The following is a 17,404-nucleotide window of genomic DNA, read 5'->3' on the forward strand; positions in this document are numbered from 1 at the left end:
ACAACCTTCCCCCTCGGGTCGCAAGACGGGAAAGGGGGAAACCAAAAAGCCCCGGGCATTACGCCCGGGGCTTTTTTTTTGCGTGACCTCAATCACATCAACTTATCAGACAATCCACTAAAATTAATTCGGGTGTTGAAATTTGCATAAATTTCTGTCGATTAAAAACTAAGCTTTCCCCAAGAGGTGATTTTATGGCCACTTATACCGAAAAAACCAGCATCGTTGACCTGTACGTTGCCTGGTTCAACCGCGTCCCCGATGTCAACGGCTACCAGTACTGGCTTCGGGAAGTGGACAGTGGCACCTCGCTGACGACGATTTCCAATGCTTTCTTCCGCGCCTCCTACCAGTTCAACACCGATACCGGCTACAGCGCCACCATGAGCGATGAGGCGCTGGTGCGCCAATGGTATGACGGCCTGCTGGGGCGTGGCCCCACTAGCCCACTAGCCCCCGATGCGCAAGAGGTCAGTTACTGGGTCAACAAGCTGAATGGTGAGTTTCAGGGCGACAAGGGCGCTACGCTGTTGCAGATGATCCGCGAAATCCGCGAGTTTGACACCGTGGCCGCCAACCGCCCCGACATCAAGGCGGTGCAGGACAAATTCAACAACAAAATGCTGGCCGCGTTTGAACTGGTGGAACACCACGACTTCGCCGCCGACATCAGCCCGGAGGAAAGCATTGTCCTCGGCAAGCTGGTGCTGACCGATGTCAACGAGTACACCGCCACTGTCAGCGCCACCATCGAAAAATACCTGGCAGGCGGCTATACGGATGTCAACCTGCGCACCGTCACCCTGACCACCAACAGCGATGTCATAACCGCGCACGAGTTCAAAGCGCCTGAAATCTTGGCAAGTGGTCAGACAGAAACCGCAAGCACCCTGCAAGACCAGGACATCCTCACCGGCGCGGGCGTACAACCCACCCTGAACGCCACCCTCGGCAACTCGCCCACGGGCGACACCATCATCAGCCCGATCATCCGCGAGGTTGAGGTATTCAACCTCAAATTCACCGGCTCGGGCAGTAATGCCATCCGCACGCTGGATCTGCGGGATGCAACCGACACCGATGACGGTATCCGCACCATTAATCTGGAACAGGTCAACGTTACCCCGGCCAGCAGCGGTTTTGACGCCAGCGTCGCCAATATCCACCCCAATAGCCAAGCCCCCATCACCTTGCAGGTCGGCACCACCCGGGAAGCCGCCAATGTCCGTTTCAGCTTTTACTTCGACAGCCTGGATGGCGTGCAAGACCAGGCCAACTTGCACTTCACCGGCGGCGCTAGCCTGCAACGCCTGCAAGTGGAAGAAATTGGTGGCGACAATGGTTTTGAAACCCTGAACCTGTCTTCCAGCGGCAGCCCTAACCGGGTCGGCCAACTGGAAGCCGAGGACTTGCAAGTGCTGAACATCCTGCATAGCAGCGATGGTGACCAGAACCTAACCATCGGCAACCTGGATGAAGCCGGTTCCCTGCAAACCATCAATGCCGCCAACTTCACCGCCAACCTCGACCTGACCCTTGCCCCTGGCCTGCTGGAAGCCAACCGCGATGGCAGCAGCACCAATACCGCGTTTAACCTGCAAAGTGGCAGCGGCAATGACACTATCCGCCTCACCGGCCCCATTGGAACCAATGACGCGCTGGCTGGCGGCAGTGGCACCGATACCCTGGTGCTTAACAGCTCCATCGGTGGTGACCTATTGGCTAGTACATCCACCCAGCGCATCACCGGCTTTGAGGCATTACAGGTCTTCCGCCTGCCTGAGTCCGGCATCCCCTCCGGTTTGGGCAATGCCGACCTGTTACGGTTGGATCTGGCACAAATGGCAGGCGACCAAAGCATTATGCTGGCCAATCATGGCAACACCAGCGACACGCCAGCCATTTTCGTACTCGACAATCTGAGTACCGCTGAAACGGGCAACATCAGTGTCAGCCATGGCAACACCAGCAACAATGCGGTTGACGACACCTTCCTGACCGTTGCCAGCGTCCAGTCAGGCGTCAATACGGTAGGCATCACCCTTACCTCTGGCAGCAATGGCGACCCACGCTTCAACTTTACCTTGCAAACCACCGCACAGAACAATGCCCTGGCTCCAGCGATTACCAACCTGACCCTGACTGACGCCGATAATAGCGACAACAGCGTCTATCTGGCCAACTTTGCCGATTACACCGGCACTCTCCGGGTGGCGGCGGGCAGCAGCGGGCACTTCCTTAACCTGGATGCCGCATCTGACAGCCAGATGGCGACGGATGGCAATATGTACCAGTTTGACGCCAGCGGCTCCAGCAGTGGGGATGTACGCGGCATCCGTGATGTAGCTGGCACGCCTGTAGTCCGGCTGATGGCCAACAGCATCGACGCCAGCAACTTTAGCGGCAACCTGATCGCCCGGGTCGGCAATGTGGATGGTCAACAGCTACGCGGTGGCTCAGGCAATGACACCTTTATTCTAGACGCACTGGAAAACCGCTCTGCCGGTCTTGATGTAGCCGATGCCATTAACGGCGGCAGCGGCTTTGACACCCTGGTAATTGACGGCCATTTTGCCAACGACAATGACGCACAGTCTTTTATCAACCTTAACAGCAGCCTGTTAGCCAATGTCAGCGGCATTGACGCTATCCGTCTGGTGGGCAACCACGGTTATGATCGTGCCACCGGAACCACCTACACCACCGCTTATAGCCTGACCCTCGACAATGCGCTGGTCGACGCCACGGACAATGGCAACCGCATCCTGATCGTCAATGATTCAGGGCATGACTTGCTCGCCAGCGTGGACACCAATGACACTGGGCTGGATGGCTCCGTCGAGGAAAATGGCGTTACCATCAATGCCCGTAACCTGAGTGGCGACAATGCCTTCAACTATGATGGCGAAGAAGGCTATGGCGGCAGCCTGGATGTTTTCCAGTTCAGCGATGCCAGCCTGCGCGGGCAGCACCGTATCGACGGCGGCGATAGCGACCTTTCCAATAACGCAGCCCGAAACCAGGATGTCCTGCAAATTTTCAATACGGCGCAAATAAGCGCAGCCGACCTGCAAAACATCCGCAACATCGGAGTTATCGAATTCCGCGTTGACCAAACCAGCACCCAAACCCTGGAACTGACCCTGGATAACAGCGTGCTGGATGGTTTTGATACATCCCATCAAGCCAGCAGCGCGGAACAGGAAACCGTTACCATCCAGGCCATTGATAACGGCACGGCGATGGCGCAACTGAACCTTGACGCCAGCCAGACAAGCAATAGCTTCATCCTTGCCATTGGGTCAGGGGCTGGCAATGACACCATCAGTAGTGGCGCCGGAGCCGACATCATTTATGCGGGAGGGGGCAACGATACCATCAATGCGGGTGCTGGCGATGATGCTGTTAACGCGGGTGATGGCAATGACACCGTTAACGCTGGCGCAGGTGACGACAACGGCATCAATGGCGGCGACGGCAACGACATTCTTAATGGCGAAGCGGGCAATGACTTTCTGGATGGTGACGGCGGTAACGATACCCTGAACGGCGGTGATGGCAATGACACACTGGTTGGCGACACTGGCATTGACGTGCTGACCGGTGGCGCTGGCGCTGACCTGTTCCAGTTCTTTGGCCTTGCTGATTCCGGCCTCACACTGGCGACGGCTGATACCATCACTGATTTTGAGTCTGGTACAGACCTAATCTATGTTGACTTGGCTGCTCCTGTTGCCGACAGTTACCTGGAAGCTGCTGCCGTGGCTGACTTCGCCACCGCTTTGGGCAATGCGAATGCGGCAATGGACGGTACAGTCGTTTTCTACCTGACCAACGTCGGCAATGATGGCTTGCTGTTTGTGGATACAGACGCAAACGGTTCTGCAAATGAAGTCATCAAGCTGACGGGTATTACTTCAGCCAACTTCGCGTTAACCGACCTCATTTAACACGCTCTGCAACAAACCTCCTTCATCAGCCGACAAGGCATAAAAGGAAAGTAAACAGCAAAGCCTTGGGCAGCAATGTCCAGGGCTTTTTTCGTGACCACAATCACATCAACAGATACCCCTTATCCATAAAATTAGCTTACAAGGGCAAGACCGTATAAATTTTCACCCTAGGCAATCAATTTCTACCTGGAGCTAAGCTGATGGCTACTTATAACGATAAAACAAGCATCGTCGACCTTTACGTCGCATGGTTCAACCGTGTCCCCGATGTCAAGGGCTACCAATACTGGATCCGAGAATTTGACAATGGTACGTCACTGTCGGCCATGTCCAACGCTTTTTTTACGGCCTCTTACCAATTCAACACCGATACTGGCTATAGCCCCAATATGAGCGACGAGGCGCTGGTACGCCAGTGGTACGACGGCGTGCTGGGTCGCGGCCCCGGCAGCGACCTGGAACCCACTACGGAAGAAGTGAATTACTGGGTCAGCAAACTGAATCTGGAATTCCACGGCGACAAAGGTGCCACTTTGGTGCAGATGATCCGTGAAATCCGTGAGTTTGACACCATGGCCGCCAACCGCCCCGACATCAAATCGGTACAGGACAGGTTCAACAACAAGATGCTGACCGCGTTTGAACTGGTGGAAAACCATCATTTCGGCGCTGACCTTAGCCCCGAGGAAAGCATCGTGCTCGGCAAGCGGGTACTGACCAACGTCACCGCCAGCACAAGTTCCGTCGTTGACACTATCGAAACCTACCTCGCTGGAGGCTTTACCGACTTAGCGCAAAGCACGTTCCTCCTCACCATCAATAGCGACATTGCCACCGCCAATGTATTCAATGCGCCAGAAGTGGCCACGGGCGTCCAGGCAGAAACCACCAATACCCTGCAAGACCAAGACATCCTCACCGGGGCAGGGGTGCAGCCCACCCTGAACGCCAGCCTTGGCAACGCCATCAGTGGCGATACCACCATTAACCCGATCATCCGCGAAGTCGAGGCATTCAACCTCAAGTTCACCGGTTCCGGCAGTAACGCCATCCGCGTGCTGGATATGAAGGATGTGACCGACACCGATTACGGTATCCGCAGCATTGCCCTGCAACAGGTTAGCGTTACCCATGCCGACAGTGGTTTTGACACCACTGTCACTAATATACGCCCCACCAATCAGGCTCCCATCAGTTTGCAAGTTGGCAGCACCCGCGAAGCAGCCAGCATCCGTTTCGGCTTCTATTTCGACAGCCTTGACAGCGCGCAGGATCAGGCCAGCCTGTGGCTGACCGGCAGTGCCAACCTGCAACGCCTGCAAGTGGAAGAAGTCGGCGGCGACAATGGCTTTGAAACCCTTTACCTGTCTTCCAGTGGCAGCCCTAACCAGATTAGCCAACTGGAAACCGAAGATCTGCAAGTGCTGAACATCCTGCACAACAGCAGCGGCGACCAGAATTTGGTCATCGGCAGTCTGGATGAAGCCGGCTCCCTGCATACAATCAACGCCGCCAACTTCACCGCCAACCTCGACCTGACCCTTGCTCCGGGTCTGTTGGAAGCTAACCGGGACGGCACAAGTGTCAACACCGCCTTTACTCTGCGCAGCGGTAGCGGTAATGACACCATCCGCATCACCGGCCCGATCGGAACCAATGACACGCTGGATGGCGGCGCGGGTCAGGACACACTAGTGCTCGGCAATTACAGCGGCGGCGACCTGCTGACAGGTGCATCATCCCAGCGGGTAACCAACTTTGAAGCGTTACAGGTTTTCCGCTTGGCTGAGCCAGGCATTCCCACCAGCTTGAATCAAGTCGACATGCTGAGGCTGGATTTGTCACAGATGGGCGGCGACCAAAGCATCCTGCTAAGCAACCAAGGTAATCTGGCCGATACCCCCGCCATTTTCGTACTGGATAACCTGAGTGCTGTTGAAGCAACCAACATCAGTATCAGCCACAGCAACACCAGCAACAATGCCACCGAAGACACTTATCTGGCTATCGCCAGCGTCCAGGCCGACGTCAACAACGTGGGCATCAACATTACCGGAAATAGCGCTGACCCACGCTTCAACTTTACCCTACAAACCACTGCAACAAACCCCAGCCTGGCTCCAGCCATTACCAATATCACCCTGACTGATAGCGACAGCAGCGACAACAGTATCTATCTGGCCGAATTCGCGGATTATACCGGCGTCATCCGCGTCAACGCCGGCAGCAGCGGGCGATTTCTCAATCTGGACGCATCTTCCAACAGCAACATGGCGACCGATGGCAACCTGTTCCAGTTTGATGCCAGCGGTAACAGCGGCGATTTGCGTGGCATCCGCGATGTGGCCAATACAGACGTGGTAAGGCTGGTTACAGCCAATATCGACGCCAGCAATTTCAGCGGCAACCTGATAGCGCGGACTGGCAGCGTAGATGGCCAACAAGTGCGCGGGGGTTCCGGCAACGATACCTTCATCATTGACGCGCTGGAAAACCGCACGGCCGGTCTGGACATGGCAGACACCATCAGTGGCGGCGGCGGCTTCGATACCCTTGCAGTTGACGGCCATTTCGATGATGACAGCAATGTACAGTCTTTCATCAGCCTCAACAGTAGCAGCCTGGCTCAGGTCACCGGCATTGATGCCATCCGTTTGGTTGGTAACCATGGTTATGACAATGTTTCTGGAAACAATTACGCTACCGCTTACAACCTGACCCTCAATAATGCGGTGATTGACTCAACCGACAACGGTGACCGTATCCTGATCGTCAATGACTCGGGACACGACTTGCTGACCAGCCTGGATGCGAATGACACCAGCCTGGATGGCTCCATCGAGGAAGATGGCGTCACCATCAACGCCCGCAGCCTGAGCGGTAACAACGCCTTCAATTACGACGGCGAGGAAGGCTATGGCGACAGCCTAGATGTATTCCAGTTTAGTGATACCAGCCTGCATGGCCAGCATCATATTGATGGAGGTGACACCGACCTTTCCAATAATGCAGTGCAGAACCGGGATGTGCTGCAAATCTTTAACACCGCCCAGGTGGCGGCTGTGGATCTGCAAAATATCTACAACATCGGCGTGATTGAGTTCCGAACCGACCAGAACAGCCCCCAAACGTTGTCACTGACATTGGACAATAGCGTGCTGGATGGTTTTGATACATCCCATCAGGCCAGCAGCGCAGAACGTGAAACGGTTACCATCAGGGCTGTCGATAATGGTACGGCAAATGCGCAGATTAACCTTGATGCCTCGCAAGTATCCAACAGTTTCATTCTAGATATTGAATTGGGTGCAGGTAATGACACCGTCCAGGCTGGGGTAGGCAATGATGCCCTCTATGGCGGCTACGGCGACGATCAGTTGATGGGCGGGGTTGGTGACGATTTTCTGTCTGGGCAGGAAGGAAATGATACCCTGCATGGCAACGATGGCGCTGACAGGCTGGAAGGCGGCAATGGCAATGACCATTTGCTGGGCGGAGCCGGCAATGACATCCTGCACGGTAATGTCGGCAATGACACTCTGGAAGGTGGTGCGGGTGCTGATACCTTGGACGGAGGGGCGGGCAACGATCTGATCCGCTACAGCCAGACTGCTGAAGCCGGTTCGCACGCCAATGTCAGCGGCATATTCAACGCCACCGAGGCTGATACATTACTTAATTTTGATGCTGATGGCAGCGATACATTGGTGTTCAGCGGCGATTTCGCCCAAACCAACATGCGCGGCACAATTACCGCTGGCGTTGTCAACCTGGGCGCTGCCTCCAGCGTTAATCTGGATAATGCTGGCGTTAACGTCGTGGCAATGTTTGATCGCACCGGGGCTAATAATCTGCTGGATATTGCGCAATTGAATGTTATCACGGTCAATGAGGGGAATGGGGATGAGCGGATTTTCATCTTCAATAACGGTAACCACTCAGCCATCTATCAATTCAGTGGCGACGGTATCAGTGGGTTGGTGACCGCCAGTGAACTGACGCTGATTGGTGTGGTAACAGACCACGTGTTAAATGCGACGGATATTTACGTCGATTAATATTTTTCAAACAATTTGTTTAAAATTCAACGTAATCAGAAAAGAGGGTGATACCTATCACATAAAAATATATGAATCCATACATAATTATAATTATTGATTACGTAGATGTGCTTAGCATTTTTTTTAACCAAAAACAGAGTTTCGTGGAGCAAACATCATGGCTACAGACCAGATGAACCGAGCTATCGTCGACTTGTATGTCGCATGGTTCAATCGCGCTCCTGATGTACACGGCTACCAGTACTGGGTGGACGAGTACAACAATAAGGGCGTTTCACTCATTGAGATTTCCAATGCATTTTTTAATGCTGCTGTTAGCTTTCCGGAGATGTCCGGCTATTCTGCCGAGATGACCGACAGCGCTTTTATCCGCCAGCTGTATGATGGCCTGATGGGGCGCGGCCCCGGCAGCGGCGCGGAACCTGACGACATGGAAGTCAATTACTGGACTTTTCGGCTAAAGTCTGAATTCCGGGGCGACAAGGGAGCATTGGTTATCCAGATGATTGATGAAATCCGCAGCTTTGACGCCAGTAGCAGCCCCGCCATACAGGCCATCCAAGACCGCTTCAATAACAAGATGTCTACAGCGCTGCAATTGGTGGAAAAGTATCAGTTTGGTGCTGATTTAAGCCCTACCGAAAATATTACGCTGGGTAAACAAATTTTGGCCGTGGTGACTTCAGATCCTGCATCAGTTGACCAAGCCATCACAACCTTCCTCAAAACACCACATACAGTCATCGGCACGGAAGGTAATGATGTCCTGAACGCCAGCGCCCGTCCAGATATATTTGTGTTCGCCGACAACGCTACCCACAACGGCCTTGATACCGTGATTGGCTTTGCCATTGGCGATGCAACAAACGCTGGTGATAAGTTTGATTTCAGTGCATTCCTGGATGAGGGAGCTGGGCTTAGCCTCAAACTGGCCAACATTCTCGGCAATAGCCTGACACTGATGGATCCCTTCATCGCGCAAGCAGCCAACATAGATGCCCTGCTGTCCCTCAGCCTGAACATTGACAAGGCTGGCAAGGCTGTATTGCTGACGGCTGATGGCGGGGGCAACACCAATATTTTCTATCTGAATGACGGAAACAGTAGCGGCATATTGGACAAAGACGAAATAACCCTCGTGGGAGTAGCCCAAGGAGTGGACATATCCAGCCTTGACGCGACTCATTTCATTCTTTAACCCCCCGTATCCGCAAGTTGCCTACAGTTTATTTTAAGTCCCCCCTCTCAATGGGGGGCTTGCCAGCGCAGCAACAACAAACATTTACCAGCGGTATTCTATTCCAACGCTGCCCGAACGGTTGGTCTCAACATCAAACAGGGGGATATTTTTGTCTCCTTGGGCGTTCTGCACATAGCTTATATCCAGCCACAAACCTTTGCGGAGGGGTTTGCGTAAGCGCACGCCCGCTTGCCCAAGCGTCTGCACCCTCTTTTTATCCGAAAACAGCTCCGGCGAATAAGGCTCGCTATCGTAGCGTTTCTTGACACCGACCTCTGCCAAGGCTTGCCAGCCGCTATCAAACACTTTCAGGGCAGCGACGCTGACACCATGAGACTTGCGGTCGCCTCCAGGACGTTGATCTTCGGCATGATCGTAGGCAACCTCAGCTTTTACCTGCACCAGGGTAGCGTCCGACACCACCCGTTGGTAACGCAGGTTGCTGCGCGCCACCGTAGCATCATATTCCGGGCGTCTGGGGTAAGCATCCTGATTCAGCGAAGCCTCCCAATAAAGACGTGAGGTTTCCCCGTCACCAACGGGAAGTGGCGTCAATACCTTTACCTGGGTGCTCTCCTGCCACAGATCCCCTTCTATCCAAGTATTTTGGCGGCCAATAGTATAATTTTTTTCATCCGCTGCCTTGTACTGAAGACTTAATTCCAATGCCTTGTAACTGAATGCTGAGTTGTCCTTGTAATCACGCTGGTTATACGTTGCCGATGCTTTCAGTGTCGGCAATGTTTCAAACTGATGCTCGCGGCTAAGCAGCACATCCGTAAAAGCATCCTCCTTCGCCTTGCTAGGTTCGCCAAGCTCCAGCTCCACCGGCCCTGTTCCCTTGAAATCATCGATGGTTAGGGTTCTGTTCCTGACACCTAGATTGATATTACTGCCATAACCAACACTGGCTTGCAACCGTGTTGCACCGTCCAGCCCATTCACGTCATCCTCGTTGGTAATGCGCTGCGAGCCATTTCCTTGGCGGCCTGAATGTTTTGGCAGATAGCAATTACCCTGCCTGAAATCATTCAGTAACTTGCGCACATACGCTTGTTCTTGGGGCAAATCCGGATAAGCATCAATAATGCCTTCGAGTTGCTGGTTCAACTCAGCCAATTGCGTATCATTCCGTTTGGCGCAGGCAACAGCAGCTTGGTCAAGCAACCCACCAATGTCAATAACTCCCGCAGCAACCGCAGGCAAGCAGAAAACAGTCAGTGAACAAGCAACTCCCCATTTCCAAACAACATTGATCAAAGTAGGTAGATTATTGTTTTTTGACACTACAAGGTTCCGTATTGACCGGGAGCATCCTTTTTGGGCGTGATTCCCGAGTATGTAAAGACACCAACTTCTTGGCGGCGTCCACGCAGATAAACCGTGGTTTCCGCATTTAAATTCCATTGCTTTGCCATGGCCGCCGTTGTTTCACTGATAACTAACGGCTCCTGCAAATCTTTTGCCTTTTCCTGTAGGCGGGCAGCCACATTAACAGCGTCACCAATTGCGGTGTAAGAATGGCGGAAGCGGGTTCCCAGATTACCGACGATAGCCTCACCTGTATGTATGCCTATCCGAATAGCCACCGGCTCAAATCCATCACCCTCACGTTCCCGGTTAAATGCAGCAATCCCCGCGATCATGTCACGCCCCGCCTGAATGGCTAGATCGGCATGATTTTCCTGCGGTAATGGAGCATTCCAGAAAGCCATGACGGCATCCCCCATATATTTATCCAGTGTGCCATTTCCGGCGTATACCGCTTCTGTCAGACGCCCCAGAATTTGCTGGGTAAGGCGGGCAAGCTCTTCCGGCGAAGCAGAATCTTCCGCCCGCCGGGTAAAATTGGCGATATCTGCAAACAGGATGGTCAAGGTACAACGCCGCGGTTCCAATAAGCTATTCTTTGGCTGCCGCAATAGGGAATCCAGCACGGTTGCAGGCAAATACCCCTGGAACAAGGAACGCAGCCGCCTGACGCTCCGTTGCATGACAGCCCATTCGACCGGCACCTGCAAAACCACGAACAAAGCATAACCTAGCAGCGGCAACATCGGCAACCACCATTGCCAGCTTATCCATAACCAATATCCCAACCCAAGCCAGGCTATTGTTAACATTAGCGTCGCTGCCAGCAATGTTACGACACCACTCCCCCTTAACAACAAAAAGTAAAGCAATAGCAAGCTGGCTACCGCCCAGGCCGCCGTAGCCCATTCCACCTTGACAATTGGCATGGGTGGCGAATCACCCAGAAAAGACTCCAGCAACTGCAAATGCACAATTGCCCCTATGCTATTATCACTTAGCGGCGTGCTGTGCTGATCAACTAGCCCCATGGCCGAGCTTCCCACGACCACAATCAGGTTTTGCAGTAATGCAGGGTCTACCCGATGTTTAAGGATGTCGGCTGCGGAAATGCTGATTAGGTCATTCTGGGAATAGGGGACGCGCATAAAACCATCCTTGTCCAGCAATAGTTCCAGTTCTTTACCAAATACAGGCAAAATTTGCACTTGCTGGTAATTAACTGATGGGATGGCGTTTACTCTCAAGTTATATTCACCGGGTTCGCCGATGGACTCCATCCAGCAACGCAGAATCTCCAAACTGAACATCGGATATGCCTTTCCATCCCAGGCAATGAGTGGCGGTACTTGGGAAATTTCCCCATCTTCTTTCTTCCGGATGATATGGCCGACGCAAGGAGCTGTTGCCAACCCATCATGATTGGCGACATAGCCAATGGCCTGGGGAATATGCAAACCGACTGGAATATTATCGACTTTTCCGCCACCCAACACACCACTGGTTATAGTGCTACCCTGCCCTTCCAAAGCAAACAGTTGGGCAAAAACAAGAGGATACTCATTAGACAAAGCCAATAAGGCTTTGTCACCCTCTGCATCACGTGCAGAAAGAAACGGAATATCAAGACCCGCTGCGGCGATATGGTAATCCTTGAACATAACCTCCACTAACTGGGCTATTTGCTGGCGCGACCAAGGCCAATCACCTATTTCAAACAGGCTCTTGTCATCAATGTCAACAATCGTGACTGGGGGAGACTGGTTAGTGTGGGCAACCCCATAACGCTGATAAATATTCCAAACACCAGCCTCAATATGGGAAAACCAAGCAGGTTTAAACCAAAATATCAGGATACCCAAAAAACACAAAATACCTGCCATTAATCCATAGCGGATGCGTTCGCCTTTGAACAGATAGGCATAGGAAAGGTTTTTTACTGGTAGGTTCAATAAGCCCCCTTGCACCATAAAAACTTACAGATCAATGCATTTTACATTATTAAATAATTAACTTGAAGCAAAAAAAGCCCTTTCGGGCTTTTTTTGCTTCATTCTAGGAATAAGGTTATTGAGCAGCCGTTATTGGTGTCACCCAGTCAATGCCCCCTGCCGCATCATAACGCTTATCAATATGCTGGAGGAAAGTGGTAGAAACCGTATTCTGATCTGCCCCCATTGCACCACTAATAAACGTACTTGGATTAGAGCCATCATCTTTCAATAAACCTTTGTCATCCAATACACCTGTCGCCTTGATAGTTGCGGAAATATCCGGACTAACCACCGCAAAACTAGTACCAAAGCTTTTCTTAGCAAAGTCAATCTGCAAATCAGCATCTTTGATTTCCGCAGATTTATAGGAACTCTGATCAAAACGGGACTTTGAAAGATCCGTCACTACCGCATCATAGCTGGCTGGAGTAAAGTGATACACACCCTCTTCCGGTATTACGGGTTGAAGATCTTTCTGACGCATGATCGTGTAATCACCAGTTTGGGCAACTACTTCATAACCTGAAGCCAAGGCTTCTTTCTCCAGACCAGGATCCCAACGCCCCCATTTCAGCTCAGGCCGTTGCTCCAACGCAGCCAGTTCCATCTGCGTATTGACTGAAGAACCTGCCACTGTTGTGGTGTTACCCGCAGAAATATTGGTAGCGGCAGCAGTGGTACTTGCAGTTCCAGACGTAGACGCACTGTTGCTGGTAGCCGTAGCAGAAGAGGAGCTGGCTGTGGTTCCGGAGGTAGACGTGCTGCTGCTGGCCGATGTAGAAGCAGCATTACTACTAGTTGTGGCTCCAGACGCAGAGGCACTGTTACTGGTGGCCGATGTACCACTACTAGCTGCGGTGCTTCCAGATGCAGTCGTGCTGTTGCTGGCAGTACCGGCAACACCCGTTGTTGTACCGCTCCCAGTGTTACTGGTCGTCGTATTCCCTGCCTCACCAGACTTCTCACCATCTGTACTCGCTTGCGTCTTTTGGCCTTCAGATTCCTCTGATTTTGCCTCACTGCCCGCTTTTTCCTTTTCGCCAGAAGCGGCCGCTTTGGTGTTGGAAGCTGGGGCAGCAGTATTGCTGCTCGTATTGCTTACTGCAGGAACCAGCTCAGGGCGTTGCTGACCTTTTTTCAGTACCATCACCTTGTCACGCTGCTCAGCCATCAAAACAGTCGCGTTGCCACCTTGGCACGGGCCTATCCCTTCCGCACGACATTGGCCATCAAAACCAGACATAACCACCCCCCCGGACAAAACTTGTACCTGGGTAAAATCCTGCCCTACCTGGACAATGTATTCAGTTCCCCGGATACCGATTGCCGCCAGTGGCGTATTCAACCGGTACTTATCCTTGGCAGCATGGCCAGCCTTACCCGTTTCGCTCAGTAAGCCCCCTGTCTTCAATGAAAACTTGACCTCTGATGCTTGCGGATTCAGCGGGTCGTAGTGGTATGCCTCAACAGCAAATTCACTGTTGGCGAACACTTCTTCCCGCGCACCATCCACCATGCGGATTCCCACCCGGCTACGGTCACCCGTAATCACTTGGCTACCCACATTGATTGCCGCGCCTCTGGTTGCCGGTTCTTTATTGCCTTGGGCATCAACGATGCTGGCAACACCCAACACGAATACGATCTTGCCTACATTCTCATTTTCAACAGGCGACAAGGAAGGTGACGCAAACGAAATCCCCCAGCCCCCGACAAGAACACAAAATAAAATAGTATTAAATATCTTGAACATAGCACATCTCCCATCTGATGGCCTATTTTTCTGAAGATTGTCCAATTAAAGCCCTTAATGCATTTTTCTTCAGGATAATAAGCTGATGCTTATCAGTTCTGATTATACCTTGCTTTTTTAGTGCTTGTATAGCCCTTGAAACAGTTTCCCGGCTGGTGTTGACCATGCTGGCCAACTCCTTTTGGGTAGGCAAATGCTCAATCTTATCCGATTCCGATGACCTTTCGGCCATTTGCATCAAAATCACATAAACGCGGGTATAGGCGCTGGATATGTTCAGCAAGACCTGACGGTTGGATGCCTGGCGAATGATGTATGCAAAACGCTCAATAACTTTTTTGGCAACTGGCGGACAATGGTAAAAAAGCTCCAATGCATATTTTTTCTGCAAAAAACCAACCATTGACACCTCTGATGCAACTACCGAGGCCGACCTTGGCTGCCCATCAATGACCGACAGCTCCCCAAAGTAATCACCAGGGCAGACCGTATGCAGAACCACCTCCCGGCCATCTTCGGTATAATCCACCACCTGTAGGCTGCCATTCAGCAGAAACAGGAGATCGCCACTGGAGCAGCCTTTCTGTAAAACAGTTTGCCGTTTGGGGTACTTCCTGACAACAACCTGATGGGTCAACTTCTCCAGCCAATCATCATCCAGTTCTTCCAACAAGGTTATCTGTTTGAGTGCACGTATTGTCAGTTTCATGACTTGTCACATGGTTTATTGCTAGGTGTAACACTTTGGCATCTGTTGGACAGTTTGCCACTCTCGATCTTTTACTGCTTTACAGCCCTCTGAATCCGAGTCTCTTCGGATTTAATTATAATACCTTTTAATAAAAATATTATATTGCTAGCCAGACAACATCCAGTCTAGCGTATCCTCAAACCGGTAAGGTTCAATTCCCACCCAGTTATCCAACCGGCTACGGTCACCAACCTGAACGCCCCCTTCTTGCCGCATCAGCTCGTCCCTTTGACGAAGCTTGGGGGTATGGCCAGTTTTTTGACTTAGATAATCTAACATATACCGAATAGAAATTGCCCGCCCCGAACAAACGTTTACCATGCCTTCATGCTTGCTGTCCAGCAATGCACTGTAAACTTGGGCAACCCAACGCACATCCGAGAAATCCCTGGCAACACCTATATTCCCCAGTTCCATTTCGGGTTCCCGTAACCTGAAATGTCTGACCAGCTTCGGGACTAAAAAGTGCCCCATCTGCCTACATCCTGTGTAATTAAATGGGCGGACAATCAATATGGGTAATATTTCCGCATATTTTATTGCCACACACTCCATGCCATATTTGCTGATTGCATAGTGAGTAGAAGGTGCAGGGCAGACGTGTTCATTAATTGGCTCACCATCACTGCGATCCCCGTATACGTGCGAACTGCTAACCAGGATGACCTTCCGCACTAACGAACCAAGCTCCCGGCACGCTTTCAACAAATTCTCACTGCCTATGACATGCACTTTGTAAACATTAATATCTTTCCCTTCAGGCGTAAAACTGATGCCCGCCAGATGCACAACATGGGTAGGCAGAATACCCCTGACTTCCTGAAGCAGAGCTTCAGCATCATAAATATCTGCCTTCAAGACAAATACTTCATCACCTGCCTGCAATAATTGATTAACTAGATAACGTCCGGTAAACCCTTGCCCACCAGTCACCAACACCCGTTTTTTCATATCTGTTCCTGAAAGCAGCAAGGAGAAGGCCACACCCCCATCACCAACGCAAGCCTGCTTTTGCATAGCCCTCAGCCAAACGCTCGGCATGTTTCCCGGGGGAAAACTTTTCCGCTTGCTGGTAACCTTTTTCCACAAGCTCCTGACATAGACCATCATCGACTGATAAACGTTCAATCGCAGTTTTGATTGCATCCGTATCCATCGGATCAACTGTTAAGGCTGCATCGCCCGCAACCTCCCGCAATGACGTGGTGTTGGCAGTAATAACCGGGCACCCAAGCTGCATAGCTTCCAGCACGGGCAAGCCAAAGCCTTCGTACAAAGACGGAAATACCAAGGCTCTTGCCCCCTTGACCAAATACATAAGCTGTGCAAATGGCAAATACTCAACCCGTTGAATTTTTTCCGGCCGACTTTTTTCTTCCCCCTCTTTTTTAACAGCTTTAGCCAACTTTGCTGCCTGAGCCAACCGCTCATGCACATCGTCGTATAGCCACCCATCCTTACCTGCGATGACCAAAGGCAAATCTGTTCTCGCCATGCGCATGGCATCAATAACCCGGCTAACGTTCTTTTTTGGCTCGATAGCACCAAAAAATAAAAAGTAACCTTTATAATCCAGACCGAAATTGTTTTCCAGGAAAACGCTGACCTCAGCCTCCTGCAACTGACGGTATTTTTGAGGGATGTTAACCGCCTGATAAGTCAGGTGCATACGTGAATCCGGTATGCCAAACCACTGACGCAAATCATCGCGGGTTTTCTCGGAAATACAGAAAATCATGTCGCTGTTACCTAGCGCCGTAGCCATCAATCGCCGGTAATGCTTGAGGTTCATGTCCGTACTATGCGGCAAAACCAGCGGAATGATGTCATGCGCGGTCATTACCGTTTTGACACCTGGCATACTGATCGGCAAAGGGCAAGTCAGATGCAATGCATCTATTCCAGCCTCAGGAATATTGACCCTCAAGGGGCGTTGAACAAAGCGGGTATAAGCCTGCGAGGCTCGGTAAACGCCCGGGCAATTGTAAATTCCTTTAAAAGCAGGCAACTTGAAGCCTATCGGGGCTGACTCGACATGTTCACTTAACTCCACGGGAGTCAGGCCAACACCCCGAGTTTGGAACAACATATGGGGTGCATACAAAACTGTACGCGCCAACCATTTCCGATAATCATCGCTACCCGCCTCGCCATGGTTGGCAAGGCGCTGAATAAAGCTCGGCCACCTCAACTCGTCATCATTTTTGAGGTTGGTCAGACCATAAATTGGAAATACGTCATGACCTGCATCATTCAACACATATGACAACTCGCGTGCATACGTCGCCAACCCAGTGCCTTGCTTCAGCCCTAGGTTAAAACCATCAATTGCGATCCGCAT

At 51.8% G+C, this 17,404-nt stretch carries 9 protein-coding genes; 3 read left to right on the forward strand and 6 right to left on the reverse strand.

Features of this window, described 5'->3' with window-relative positions; translation table 11 throughout:
• The first annotated feature begins 194 nt into the window (after positions 1-194).
• The 3 genes from THINI_RS26990 (at position 195) to THINI_RS08520 (ending at position 9,212) form a co-directional block, all read left to right on the forward strand.
• On the forward strand, positions 195-3,950 hold the full coding sequence (locus tag THINI_RS26990) for a calcium-binding protein (RefSeq protein ID WP_002708193.1): 3,756 nt from the start codon (positions 195-197) through the stop codon (positions 3,948-3,950).
• A 203-nt stretch (positions 3,951-4,153) separates the two neighbouring features.
• Positions 4,154-8,011 carry a calcium-binding protein gene (locus tag THINI_RS08515; protein WP_002708194.1) on the forward strand — a complete coding sequence of 1,286 codons (3,858 nt, stop codon included), beginning with the start codon at positions 4,154-4,156 and terminating at the stop codon, positions 8,009-8,011.
• A gap of 160 nt (positions 8,012-8,171) precedes the next feature.
• The gene (locus THINI_RS08520; protein WP_002708195.1) at positions 8,172-9,212 is read left to right on the forward strand and encodes a hypothetical protein; all 1,041 of its coding nucleotides are present in this window, start codon (positions 8,172-8,174) and stop codon (positions 9,210-9,212) included.
• Positions 9,213-9,296: 84 nt separating this feature from the next.
• Here the strand turns inward: THINI_RS08520 and THINI_RS08525 are convergent, their stop codons facing one another.
• The 6 genes from THINI_RS08525 to THINI_RS08550 form a co-directional block, all read right to left on the reverse strand.
• Positions 9,297-10,541, reverse strand: a complete 1,245-nt coding sequence (locus THINI_RS08525; protein WP_002708196.1) for a hypothetical protein — start codon at positions 10,539-10,541, stop codon at positions 9,297-9,299.
• On the reverse strand, positions 10,541-12,517 hold the full coding sequence (locus tag THINI_RS08530) for an adenylate/guanylate cyclase domain-containing protein (protein ID WP_169314599.1): 1,977 nt from the start codon (positions 12,515-12,517) through the stop codon (positions 10,541-10,543). Before THINI_RS08530 ends, THINI_RS08525 begins: the two co-directional genes overlap by 1 nt.
• A 115-nt stretch (positions 12,518-12,632) precedes the next feature.
• A complete protein-coding gene (locus THINI_RS08535) occupies positions 12,633-14,312 on the reverse strand; it encodes a FecR family protein (RefSeq protein WP_002708198.1) in 1,680 nt (559 codons plus the stop codon).
• 22 nt (positions 14,313-14,334) lie between these two features.
• Positions 14,335-15,021, reverse strand: a complete 687-nt coding sequence (locus THINI_RS08540; RefSeq protein WP_002708199.1) for a Crp/Fnr family transcriptional regulator — start codon at positions 15,019-15,021, stop codon at positions 14,335-14,337.
• A gap of 147 nt (positions 15,022-15,168) precedes the next feature.
• Positions 15,169-16,080 (reverse strand): NAD-dependent epimerase/dehydratase family protein, encoded by a 912-nt coding sequence (locus THINI_RS08545; RefSeq protein ID WP_169314600.1) that lies wholly within the window; start codon positions 16,078-16,080, stop codon positions 15,169-15,171.
• Positions 16,055-17,404: a glycosyltransferase family 4 protein gene (locus THINI_RS08550; protein ID WP_002708201.1), complete on the reverse strand. Its 1,350-nt coding sequence runs from the start codon at positions 17,402-17,404 to the stop codon at positions 16,055-16,057. The genes THINI_RS08545 and THINI_RS08550 overlap by 26 nt, the downstream gene beginning before the upstream one ends.

It is taken from the genome of Thiothrix nivea DSM 5205 (assembly GCF_000260135.1).
GTDB lineage: Bacteria > Pseudomonadota > Gammaproteobacteria > Thiotrichales > Thiotrichaceae > Thiothrix > Thiothrix nivea.